At 41.0% G+C, this 11,212-nt stretch carries 12 protein-coding genes; 9 read left to right on the top strand and 3 right to left on the bottom strand.

What is annotated here, in order from left to right:
- From ACZFYI_RS08690 to ACZFYI_RS08710, 5 genes are all read left to right on the top strand, one after another.
- Positions 1-255 (top strand): peptidylprolyl isomerase (locus tag ACZFYI_RS08690; protein WP_462523732.1); only part of this gene is annotated, 255 nt, incomplete at its 5' end.
- On the top strand, positions 245-1,183 hold the full coding sequence (locus ACZFYI_RS08695; RefSeq protein WP_462523733.1) for an SDR family oxidoreductase: 939 nt from the start codon (positions 245-247) through the stop codon (positions 1,181-1,183). The genes ACZFYI_RS08690 and ACZFYI_RS08695, both read left to right, overlap by 11 nt.
- A 39-nt stretch (positions 1,184-1,222) precedes the next feature.
- Complete coding sequence (locus ACZFYI_RS08700) at positions 1,223-2,611, top strand: sodium-dependent transporter (protein ID WP_462523734.1); 1,389 nt, start codon at positions 1,223-1,225, stop codon at positions 2,609-2,611.
- A gap of 153 nt (positions 2,612-2,764) precedes the next feature.
- Positions 2,765-3,136 (top strand): response regulator, encoded by a 372-nt coding sequence (locus tag ACZFYI_RS08705; RefSeq protein WP_462523735.1) that lies wholly within the window; start codon positions 2,765-2,767, stop codon positions 3,134-3,136.
- Between the two features lie 161 nt (positions 3,137-3,297).
- Positions 3,298-3,888 carry a porin family protein gene (locus tag ACZFYI_RS08710; protein ID WP_462523736.1) on the top strand — a complete coding sequence of 197 codons (591 nt, stop codon included), beginning with the start codon at positions 3,298-3,300 and terminating at the stop codon, positions 3,886-3,888.
- Between the two features lie 35 nt (positions 3,889-3,923).
- Here the strand turns inward: ACZFYI_RS08710 and ACZFYI_RS08715 are convergent, their stop codons facing one another.
- Positions 3,924-6,710, bottom strand: coding sequence for a WD40/YVTN/BNR-like repeat-containing protein (locus ACZFYI_RS08715; RefSeq protein ID WP_462523737.1), 2,787 nt, complete (start codon positions 6,708-6,710; stop codon positions 3,924-3,926).
- Between the two features lie 188 nt (positions 6,711-6,898).
- Between ACZFYI_RS08715 and ACZFYI_RS08720 the strand changes: the two genes are divergently transcribed.
- Genes ACZFYI_RS08720 through cysM form a run of 4 tightly spaced genes read left to right on the top strand, consistent with a single transcriptional unit; the run spans position 6,899 to position 9,448 of the window.
- Positions 6,899-7,186 (top strand): FtsB family cell division protein, encoded by a 288-nt coding sequence (locus ACZFYI_RS08720; RefSeq protein ID WP_462523738.1) that lies wholly within the window; start codon positions 6,899-6,901, stop codon positions 7,184-7,186.
- Positions 7,167-7,721: a hypothetical protein gene (locus ACZFYI_RS08725; protein ID WP_462523739.1), complete on the top strand. Its 555-nt coding sequence runs from the start codon at positions 7,167-7,169 to the stop codon at positions 7,719-7,721. Before ACZFYI_RS08720 ends, ACZFYI_RS08725 begins: the two co-directional genes overlap by 20 nt.
- Positions 7,722-7,739: 18 nt before the next feature.
- Positions 7,740-8,573 (top strand): serine O-acetyltransferase EpsC, encoded by an 834-nt coding sequence (gene epsC / locus ACZFYI_RS08730; RefSeq protein ID WP_462523740.1) that lies wholly within the window; start codon positions 7,740-7,742, stop codon positions 8,571-8,573.
- The gene (gene cysM / locus ACZFYI_RS08735) at positions 8,570-9,448 is read left to right on the top strand and encodes a cysteine synthase CysM (protein ID WP_462523741.1); all 879 of its coding nucleotides are present in this window, start codon (positions 8,570-8,572) and stop codon (positions 9,446-9,448) included. Before epsC ends, cysM begins: the two co-directional genes overlap by 4 nt.
- 50 nt (positions 9,449-9,498) lie before the next feature.
- Here cysM and ACZFYI_RS08740 read toward each other — a convergent pair whose 3' ends face one another.
- Positions 9,499-10,221: a DUF4397 domain-containing protein gene (locus ACZFYI_RS08740; RefSeq protein WP_462523742.1), complete on the bottom strand. Its 723-nt coding sequence runs from the start codon at positions 10,219-10,221 to the stop codon at positions 9,499-9,501.
- 94 nt (positions 10,222-10,315) lie between these two features.
- Positions 10,316-11,212: Gfo/Idh/MocA family protein (locus ACZFYI_RS08745; RefSeq protein WP_462523743.1), on the bottom strand; the 897-nt coding region annotated here is incomplete at its 5' end.

The following is an 11,212-nucleotide window of genomic DNA, read 5'->3' on the forward strand; positions in this document are numbered from 1 at the left end:
TTTTATAATTTGAATTTGGAAAAGCCTATGACTCCCAAACAAATCGAGGCCTACACCAGTGTCGGGGGTACTCCTCATTTGGATGGGGAATATACCGTCTTTGGAGAGGTCATCCGAGGCTTGGATGTCATGGAAAAAATTGCCAAGGTGCCAACAGGAGACAGGAGCAAACCACTTGACCCCATCTATATGACTGTCACTGTTGAGTTGATTTCTAAAGCCAAAATAACCAAAGAGTTCGGCTATGTCTATTGAATCAGGGATGAAAAAGAAAGTATTGGTCACCGGGGCCAACGGCTTACTCGGACAGAAGCTGATTGGATTATTGAGAAATGATATTTCTGTAGAGCTCATTGGTACAGGCAAAGGAGCTTCTAGGCTTCCTGAAAGCTGGGCCGGAAGTTATACTTGGATGGAGCTTGATATTACAGATCGAGAAGAAGTTTTGGAGGTTTTTGCTGCCACTAAACCTGACTCAGTGATTCATACAGCGGCAATGACCCAAGTGGATGATTGTGAAAAAGACAGAGAGGGATGCCGGATTTTGAATGTCGATGCGGTCAAATACGTCATAGAAGCCTGTGAGAAACAAGACAGCCACCTGATCCATCTTTCTACCGATTTTATTTTTGATGGGGAAGATGGACCCTATACCGAGGAGGCTGTTCCCAACCCTGTCAATTATTATGGTGAAACCAAACTTGAAGCTGAAAACCTTTTGTTGGCTTCCAATATCCGTTGGGCGATAGTCAGGACGGTTTTGGTATATGGCATCGCGCAGGACATGAGCCGTTCCAATATCATTCTTTGGGTCAAAAAATCCTTGGAACAAGGGAAGACTATCCAGGTGGTCAATGACCAATGGAGGACTCCTACATTGGCTGAGGACCTTGCCGAAGGATGCATTTTGATCATGAAAAAAGGAGCAACGGGGATTTTCAATATTTCGGGGGCTGATTTTTTGACGCCATACGACATGGCGATTCAGACTGCTGAATATTTTGGACTTGACAAAAGCTTGATTACGGAGTCTGATTCCAAGCTTTTTACCCAACCTGCCAAACGCCCGGCCCGAACCGGATTCAATATAGACAAGGCAAAGAAGGAACTTGGGTATTCCCCCAAATCTTTTTTGGCTGGGATTGGTATTTTGGCAAAACAACTTAAATTAGCCGATTCTTAAAAATAAAAAATTAATCAAATCACAAGTAATTGATAGACTATGGCGATTAAAACAGATGCTCCAGGTAGGGGTCAATTCGGCTCAAGTTTTGGGTTTATTATGGCTGCTGCCGGGTCAGCGGTAGGTTTGGGAAATATTTGGAGGTTTCCATACCTCACAGGACAAAATGGTGGAGGCGCCTTTGTTTTTGTTTATGTCCTCTGCGTATTGCTTATCGGACTTCCACTTTTACTTAATGAAGTTTCTTTGGGGAGATTGTCAGGCAAAAACCCCATAGGCGCCATCAGAGGTACAGGAGGAAACAAATTTTGGCAGCTTGCCGGGGTCCTTTGCGTTTTGGTCTGTTTTTTTGTGTTGAGTTATTATTCAGTGATTGCAGGCTGGACACTTGGTTATATTTTCACTGAAGTCATCAACATACCGGTGGATTTTGAGGAGTTTCAAGAAACTCCAATGTACATCATCCCATTGACCTTTGCTTTTATTTTGATGACAATAGGTATTGTTTTGGGAGGTATTTCAGGTGGAATCGAGAAGGCTGCCAAATTTTTGATGCCTTTGTTGTTGATTATCGTTGTATTCATAGCCGGTAGAAGTGTTACCTTGGAAGGTGCCAGCGCGGGAATTGAGTATTATCTGAATCCTGATTTTTCTAAAATCAATTCAAAAGTTGTGCTACAGGCATTGGGACAGGCATTCTTTTCCATGTCAGTTGGTTGGGGTTTGATGATTACTTTCGGTTCTTATCTACCCAAAAACGGTAATATTGTTGCTTCCTCAGGTTGGATAGCCGGTATGGATACCGCTGTTGCTTTGATGGGCGGTTTGATGGTATTTCCTGCTTTATTTGCTTTGCTTCCCGGAAAAGATCCTGCAGCGGGTCCTGCTTTGGTATTTGATGTATTGCCAAGAGTTTTTGATGCAATGCCAGGAGGTAATATCATAGGGGGTTTGTTCTTCCTATTGTTAATGGTTGCTGCCTTGACTTCAACCATATCAATGTTGGAAGTTCCCGTTTCTTATTTAATTGACGATAGAAAGTGGAGTAGGAAGAAAGCTGCATGGATTGTAGGTATTGCTGCAATGGCACTTTCAATACCTTCTGCCATGTCTTCGATCGAAGGAAGTATTTTTAACAGCATGTCTATCTCATTTCTGGGAAATACCAAAATAGGGTTTTTCGACATCATGGATTTTACTTTCGGAACAGTTGCCGTGGTGGTAATTTGTTTGATGTTGAGTTTGTACACAGGTTGGGCTAAGAAAATCGGAGATTTTGCAAATGAAATTGCTCTAGGAGCTCCAGGTTTCAAAGGTTTTGCAAGGACAACATGGATTTTCTTTATTAAATGGGTATGTCCTGTTGTAATTGCATTGGTCTTATTAGATTTATTGGGTGTATTTGGAACCCCTCAGGAAGGTGGATGATAAAAAATGGAAAAATAAATAGAAAGGGCCAATTTTGGCCCTTTTTTTGTTTTAGACCTTTAAATTTGCTTTTTGTTCAAAAATTAGTCTAATTTAGGATATTAGCTATTTTATTTAGTAATCACCTATTCACCTGATCGCCTGATCATACATATGAAAGTTTTAGTAGTCGACGACGATGCTATTAACAGGCTTATTCTCCAAAAATTATTTGAAAGGAGGAACAATACTGTAGTAACTGCCCAAAACGGACAGGAAGCGCTAGATATTTTCGTTGGTGATGATGAAATCAATATTGTGATCACAGATATCATGATGCCTGAAATGGATGGTATTGAGCTTCTTGCTGAAATCAAACAAAGAGATAAGACTGGGCAGATACCGATTATTGGATTTACAGCCGGTGATATTGATTATTTTAGAAGTATCGCAATTATTCCGTTTGACCGGTTGTTGCCAAAGCCCATGGACTATACTGAGCTTTATAATATTGCCAATCAATTTGTTCTGGAAAGGGCTTCTTGATTTTTCTTTTGGCTCAAAATAAACACACCAAAGACTTTCTGTTTTTTTAATTGGCCTTAATTGGTTAGAATTCATTTTTGCACCTGAATAAAAATTCATTTTTCTTGCAATTTCCTTTATTTAACTCGTTAAATTGTCAGTAACAAAAACCCAAATAGACAATGAAAAAACTCATATTTCTCGTTTCAGCAGTTTTGCTTAGCCTTAGTGCGAAAAGTCAGGATTTTTCGATCGGGCCCAAAGTCGGGATTTCTACCGCCAATATCAATGTAAATGGAGAGGGATTTGAATCAGGGGGAAATGAATTTGGATATCATTTAGGTCTTTTTGTAAGGATGGGCGGGAGTTCTATTTTTGTTCAACCGGAACTTTTATATACCAATACCGGTGGTTCAGTTATCAAGACAGACAATGGAAATACAAAAACTACTTTTGATGCCAATTTTGACAGGTTTGATATTCCATTGATGTTCGGTTTTAAGTTCTTCGATTACTTCAGGGTACAAGCTGGCCCTGTAGCAACAATTCTCGTGGATTATAAAATTGAGGACGCCTTGAATGTACCTTTGGAGTTGGATTATAAGACATCCACTTTTGGCTATCAGGCAGGAATAGGACTGGATGTAGGTAATTTGATTTTTGACCTAAAATACGAGAGTTCACTCAGTAAAATTTCAAAAAGTACTACTGCTTTCCAGACTGATCAGCGTCAAAATCAAATCATTCTCTCAGCAGGATTAAGGTTATTCTAAAAAAAAGAGGTCCGGAATCCCGGACCTCTGTAATATTATTTGACTTCAAAAACCATTTCGTCGGTACCTGAATTTTTTCTGATCAGGATGGTATATTTCCCTTTTCCTATATTTCCATATTCCCAACTCGTGGAACTTACTCCTTTGGAAGAATTTACATTCCAGGTTTTTAGACTTTCCCCGTTTTCTTTTTTGACCTCAAAACCGGTTTCTCCTTCCTGATTCACAAAATATAGAATAGCCTGACTTGGTTTTGTAGTCGGAGCTGAAGCCCAAGGAGACCTTCTTTGGTTGATTCTGATTTCTGAGGCGCTGAGCAATTTGGCTTCAGCAGCAGGGTTTTGGGCAAGCTTTTGTAGTGGGTCAAGATCCACAATGAATACACTTCTTCCATGTGAACCGATGACTAAATCATTTTCTCTTTTTTGGATGACCATGTCATAAATAGCAACGTTGGGTATATTCCCTTGGAATAAATCATAACTTTTTCCACCATTAAGAGAAATATAAAGTCCATGGTCAGTTCCCAGATATAAAATGTTTGGATTGGTATGGTCCTCCTTGATCACATTGACAGACTCCTTTGGCAAATTGGCGGAGACGGATACCCAGGTCTTTCCATAGTCTATGCTTTTATAAACGAATGGGGAATATTCATCATACCTGTAACCGTTCAATGTGACATAAACCGTTCCCTCTGCATGCTGAGAAGGGGAAATACTACTGATCCACCTGTTTTGCGGAAGACCTTTACTGATATCTGACCAAGTGTTTCCATGGTCTTTGGTAATCCAGATATTGCCATCATCTGATCCTGCATAGAGTGTTCCAAATTCAAAAGGTGATTCCTCTATGACTGAAAGTGTAGCAAATGGGACATTTCCACTTTTTTGGTTTTTTGTCAAATCAGGAGAAATTGTCTCCCAGGAATCTCCCCTATCAAGGCTTCGGTAAACATATTGAGATCCCATATAGAATATATCCTGATTATGACTGCTAAGGATAGCAGGCGTTCTCCAGTTCCAGCGGTTTGGAGCCCTTCCGATATCGTGGCCGGGAGTCACTGATTTTCTTTCTTCTGTTTTGGTATTGACCCTGAAGTAATTTCCAAATTGGAATCCTGTATAGACCACATCATTGGACCGGGTATCTACCGCGACCACCATTCCGTCCCCTCCCATAAGGGAAGTCCACGGTTGTTCAGGTTTGTTGGAAGAAGCGCCATACCAAACGCCATTGTCCTGCATCCCGCCATAGACATTATAAGGGGTCTTTTCATCCACCATGATGGAATAAAACTGACTGATCGTCAATTGGTCATTGAGGTGGGTCCATCTTTCTCCCCCTCCAAAAGAACTGTAGATACCTCCATCACTGCCCAAAAGCAAATGCTTGGAATCTTTTGGATTGATCCACATGGACTGATGGTCTGAATGTACATCCCCGACCGTATCAGTTCTAGCGAAATTTTTTCCTCCGTCTCTAGAAACCAATAGCGGAACTCCCAGAATAAACATTTCATTTTCATCCTCAGTGCTTACTCTGATTTCACCAAAATAATATCCGTAGGTATTATAAAGTCTGTCAAGATTGGATTCACTTACTTTTTTCCAGGTTTTGCCGCTGTCTTCAGAACGATAAACTTCAGCTCCAATGACAGAAGAATTGAAAAGTGATGCATTTGCATTCTCTAGCGACCCATTATAATCGGCGATTTGTAATGGGGTGATTTTTCCTGATTTCACCAATTTCTTTACTGTCTGTGCATCATATTTGGTAGCAAACCGGTTACTTCTAAGAAATTTATCCAGTTTTTCATCCTCAATATTTTCAACATCCGCTGCAGACATTGTTTTGAAATTTTCAAATTTCAGATCCTCGTTGTTTTGATTTTGGTTTTGTCTGGCTGGACTTTCCCGCATTTTTTGATAATCATGTAGGGCATAGACTACAGATGGATTGCTCAGGCTAAAGTCAAAACCGATTCTTCCCACAAATTCATCCTGTGGAAAACCGGTCATAGATTTTTTCCATGAATCTCCGCCATCTTCTGATCTCCAGATCGCAGAACCTTCCCCGTTTCCTATAAAATCATGCGCCTGCCTGGACCTTTCCCAAGATGCTGCCAACATGACATCGGGATTAGAAGGATGGAATTTCAGGTCGATGACTCCTGTATTGTCATCGATGAAAAGTGTTTTTTTCCAGGTTTTGCCTCCATCTTTGGTTTTATAAAGTCCTCTTTCCACATTTTTGGAATACAAAGAACCCATGGAAGCCACCCACACAATATCCGGGTTGATAGGATGGATCTGAATCTGTCCTATATGCTGAGAATGCGGCAATCCCATAAATTCCCATGTTGCACCTCCATCGGTGGATTTGTAAACACCAGCACCTGCATAGGTGGATCGGCTTGAGTTGTTTTCTCCCGTACCAACCCATAGGATATCGTTGTTAGAAGCTGAAATGGCCATATCACCGATACCAAGAGCGCCTTGATGATCAAAAATCGGTTTAAATGATTGGCCGTTATCGGATGTTTTCCACACGCCGCCTGAAGCGGCAGCTACAAAGAAGGTTTTGAAATCATTTGTAACTTCAATATCGACAATCCTTCCGCTCATATTGGTTGGTCCGATATTCCTTGCCGGGTAATTAATAAAAGGAGAATTTTCCAGCATCTCCTGATGCAAGGCTACCGCTTCTTTCATTTCTTTGGCCGTGGTGGGTTTTACCTCCTGTGCTTCTACAGACGAAAAATGAAACAGGAATAAAGCCAGCATGAAACCGGTAAAGACCTTAATTTGATTTCTTCTCATAAGATTGATTTGTTAATCCAACAATATAAAAATTGTAGAATTTATTTTGGTACAATAAGATATAAAGTGATGGGCTTTCTGGATGATCGGAACTAGCCTTACGTGAAAATCCGTAGATATTCAAATATTGCGCAATTGTGGATATATTTGAATCAATGTATATATTTGTTTGTACCAAGGATTATACAATGAAAAAGTACCTTAAATACACCAAGAATTTCTATTTCTTATTCACCCTATTTTTTATAGTATGGATGGTATTTATTGATTCGAATGACATTCTCACACAATTCAAGCTTCGGTCAAAAATCAAAGAGCTTGAAAAGCAAAAGGAATTCTACCATGAAAGGAAAGATAAAATCCTTGAAGACAGGGAGGAATTGATGAGCAACTATGAACTTTTGGAGAAATTCGCGCGTGAAAGGTATCTGATGAAAAAGAAAAGTGAAGATCTATATGTGGTGGTCGAAGAATAAACCGGTTTATTGGGCTGCATTGTTTTTTTTCTTTTTTGGCATCAGTTCCATTCATGCCCAAAGAGCAATTCAGCAAGGAGAAAAAACTCCCTTAAAGGATAGGCTTTATTTTGGGGGGAATCTTGGTCTTTCTTTTGGAACGATCACTTTTGTGGATATTTCACCGCTGGCAGGAGTGATGCTTACCAATACCCTCTCAGGAGGTGTTGGAGGAACGTTTCAATATTTCAACGACTCAAGATTTCCGGGAGGAGACAATACGATATATGGTGGAAGAGTGTTTTTAAGGAACAACATCTTCCAAAATTTCTTTTTGCATTCAGAATTTGAGAATCTGAATTTGGATCTTTACAATCCCCGTTTTGATAGGTTTGAAAGAGATTGGGTTCCGGGTTTTTTTCTTGGTGGAGGATATTTTACACCGTTTGGAAGCAGAGGTGGTGCGAATTTTACATTTCTATATAATTTCCTGTATGACCCTTTGAGGTCTCCTTACAATCAACCTTTTGTACTTAGGGTTGGGTTTTTTCTTTAATCACCCAAATAAATAAAAATGAATTCCTTAATCAAAAAACTCAGCAAATCACATCAGGATTGCCCTCAATGTCCTTCCCCTAAGTTGATACATACTTTTTTCGAAAATGTTTTGGGTTTGATGTTTCCTGATTTTGCTTCCGAAATATTAAGAGAAGAGGAACAGGTTGCTGAGAAAATCGAGGAATTACGTCATAAGCTTTCCCAAGTATTGCTCAGAAACAAACATTTGTACCAAGGAGACGGTATAGAGATTGCGAATGGCTTTTTTGATAATTTGGAAAGGGTATATGACTTGTTGCTCCAGGATGTGCAGGCTTTATATGACGGAGATCCTGCAGCCAAATCAGTAACAGAAATCATCAGATGTTATCCTGGATTCTATGCAGTAGCGGCATATAGAATCGCCCATTTGCTTTATTCCTATGGTGTGACCCTGATTCCAAGGATGATTACGGAATATTCCCACAGCAAAACAGGAGTAGACATTCATCCCGGTGCCAAAATCGGGGAACGCTTTTGTATTGACCACGGTACCGGTATCGTGATAGGAGAGACTACTGTCATCGGTAATTGTGTCAAAATCTATCAGGGAGTAACCTTGGGTGCATTGAGCGTAGACAAAGAAGATGCGGACAAAAAGAGACATCCCACCATTGAAGATGACGTAGTGATATATGCCGGAGCGACCATTTTGGGTGGGAATACAGTGATCGGGAAGAATTCCACCATCGGAGGAAATGTTTGGATTACCAAAAGTGTTCCCCAAAACAGCAAGATCTATTATCAGGCAAAAATGTACAATCCTGACTTAGACCAAACCGATACTTATATCATAAAAAGCAGCGGATGAAATTAACTGATCTGATCGGAAATACGCCTTTGGTGGAAGTTGTCAAGATTCCCACCAATCCAAATGTTAAGATTTTTTGTAAGCTTGAAGGACAGAATCCCGGAGGAAGTGTCAAAGACAGAGCGGCTTATAACATGATCAAATGCGCGCTGGAAAGGGGAGATATCAAACCCGGAGACCGACTTGTGGAAGCCACTTCCGGCAATACAGGAATCGCCTTGGCCATGGTCGCAAATATCCTTGGCCTTGAAATGACCTTGGTCATGCCTGATAATTCGACCAGAGAAAGGGTGTTGTCCATGGAAGCATATGGTGCGAAGGTAGTTCTGACTCCTGCCAAAAAAACCATTGAATATTCTAGGGAGTTTGCCGAAAAAATGGTTAAGGATGGGGGATATTTTATGTTGGATCAATTTTCAAATTCTGATAATTACATGGCTCACTACCACAGTACAGGTCCAGAGATTTGGAAAGATACCCATGGGAAAGTCACCCATTTTGTGTCCGCTATGGGGACTACAGGTACAATCATGGGCGTTTCTAAATACCTAAAAGAACAAAATCCTTCTATTCAGATTGTAGGAACTCAACCGACCGACGGATCTCAAATCCCTGGTATCAGAAGGTGGACGCCGGAGTTTTTACCAAGGATCTTTGATGCAAGCCGTGTAGATCGGGTGGTCGACGTCAGTCAGGATGCTGCAACCATGATGACTAGGAGAATGGCAAAAGAAGAAGGTATATTGGCAGGTATGAGCAGTGGGGGAGCATTACATGCCGCAATCCAACTTTCATCCGAATTGGAGTCGGGCGTGATTGTCTGTATAACCTGTGATAGGGGAGATAGGTATTTGAGTTCAGATCTTTTTGGGTAAAAAAATCCCGAAAGCAATGCTCTCGGGTTTTCCACAAAAAAAACAAATTTTTAGAATTTGATATAGTTGGTCAACAGCTGTACGCTGATGGGGTTATTGCCATTGACCGGGTCTGCAAATCCCCTTACAATTAGAGAATACACCCTGTTTCCCAACAATTCAACCTCATCAACGGTAACGAGCACTTCCCCTGTAGATTTGGATTTGACGATAACTTTAACTTTTCCTTTTTCAAGTTCAAGAAAATCGGTAACCGAGAGATAGGAAGTGGTAGCACCAAAAGGAGTTTGCTCTGCAATGCTTACTTCAAGATCACCCGAATCAGGAGATAAGTGAACCAGTCTCACTTGAGATTTTAACCCGTCAGGTTCTTCCCAGATGTCCTCCACTTGGATGGCATCCAAATCTGCTGCTTTGTTCACCAAAAAAACAGTGTAGATTTTATCTTGCACAAGGGTAACATTTTTCTCCAAAAGTGTATTCTGTGCATTGAAAGGATTGAAACGGAGTCTCCTTTCCCCAGCGAAAAAACCGCTATAAGGGAAAGTCTGACCAAATAGGAGAGGTTGGTTGTTGATTTTTGTGGATTCTGCATAGATATCCAAATCCGGGCCGTCAGGAGATCCGTGATAAATAGCAACAAATGCTGCCGGAGGTTGGGGAGTGTCGTCTAGCTTATCAAAACAGCCTGTTGTTAGAAATGCCGCGAATAGGAAAATCGAAAATAATTTCAACATCCCAAAGATTTTGGTTTTAACGCTGGTAGTCTTCATAGTTGGTATTGTTTGTATACCATCAATACGGATTTGGAATCGAAGACGCTACATTAAAACAAAAAATCCCCGGAGAATTTCCGGGGATAGAGTATTAAACATTGTCAGGTTCTGGGTGGACCCAAGGTCCTCTGTACGGCCTTCTGAGTTTTTGGGTGGCTTCAGCATCACCGACCACAATTCTCTTTTTTGGATCATAGACAAGCGGCCTTCCCAACTCCATAGACATATTTGCAAGGATACAACTTGCAGTCGAGATGTGTCCTTGCTCGATATCGGCTACAGGAAGTTCTCCGGATTTCATGGAACTCAAAAGGTTTTGCATCTGTCGTCTTGTAGCAGGAGCCGCGTTGAGTTCGATTCTGTTTTCTGTCAAATCTTCAGGGTATTGTTCTTTTTCATACAAAACATCGAAAAGTATTTTTTCACCTTTGCCAAAAGGGATAAACTCGGCTTTCATAGTGCTTCCTGCCAAAGTGCCTTTTTCACCAAAAATCTTAAAAGCCCATGGATATTCAGGGTCTACCGGATTGCCCCAAGTACGGTGCTGCCATACGACATTGATTTCATCAAATTCATAGATGGCTGTCTGTGTGTCGGCAATATTGGATTTTCCTTCTTTTTGGACATATATTCCCCCGGTAGCGGTAATTTTGTTAGGCCAACCAAGGCCTAAAAGCCATCTTACTGTATCCAGCATGTGGACACACATATCGCCGGGAATACCGTTGCCATATTCCATAAAAGTCCTCCACCATCTGGTATGCGGCAATCCATCATAGGGTCGGAGTGGGGCAGGGCCTGTCCACATTTCATAATCAAAAAATGCAGGAACAGGTTCTACAGGTGGATTGCCATTGGCCCTCATATGGTAATAGCAGCAGACTTCGGCATGTGAAATTTTACCCAACATGCCACTGTCCAAAATCTGTTTTTTGGCGTCCCAAAGATGTGGTGTGCTTCTTCTTTGGGTACCTACCTGAACCATTTT

Source organism: Aquiflexum sp. (assembly GCF_977115555.1).

What these genes read in the sequence shown, in the direction of transcription:
- ACZFYI_RS08705 (WP_462523735.1), top strand. Translation starts at nt 2,765, where the DNA reads ATGAAAGTTTTAGTAGTCGACGACGATGCTATTAACAGGCTTATTCTC.
- ACZFYI_RS08720 (WP_462523738.1), top strand. Translation starts at nt 6,899, where the DNA reads ATGAAAAAGTACCTTAAATACACCAAGAATTTCTATTTCTTATTCACC.
- epsC (WP_462523740.1), top strand. Translation starts at nt 7,740, where the DNA reads ATGAATTCCTTAATCAAAAAACTCAGCAAATCACATCAGGATTGCCCT.
- ACZFYI_RS08700 (WP_462523734.1), top strand. Translation starts at nt 1,223, where the DNA reads ATGGCGATTAAAACAGATGCTCCAGGTAGGGGTCAATTCGGCTCAAGT.
- ACZFYI_RS08715 (WP_462523737.1), bottom strand. Translation starts at nt 6,710, where the DNA reads ATGAGAAGAAATCAAATTAAGGTCTTTACCGGTTTCATGCTGGCTTTA.
- cysM (WP_462523741.1), top strand. Translation starts at nt 8,570, where the DNA reads ATGAAATTAACTGATCTGATCGGAAATACGCCTTTGGTGGAAGTTGTC.
- ACZFYI_RS08725 (WP_462523739.1), top strand. Translation starts at nt 7,167, where the DNA reads ATGTGGTGGTCGAAGAATAAACCGGTTTATTGGGCTGCATTGTTTTTT.
- ACZFYI_RS08740 (WP_462523742.1), bottom strand. Translation starts at nt 10,221, where the DNA reads ATGAAGACTACCAGCGTTAAAACCAAAATCTTTGGGATGTTGAAATTA.
- ACZFYI_RS08710 (WP_462523736.1), top strand. Translation starts at nt 3,298, where the DNA reads ATGAAAAAACTCATATTTCTCGTTTCAGCAGTTTTGCTTAGCCTTAGT.
- ACZFYI_RS08695 (WP_462523733.1), top strand. Translation starts at nt 245, where the DNA reads ATGTCTATTGAATCAGGGATGAAAAAGAAAGTATTGGTCACCGGGGCC.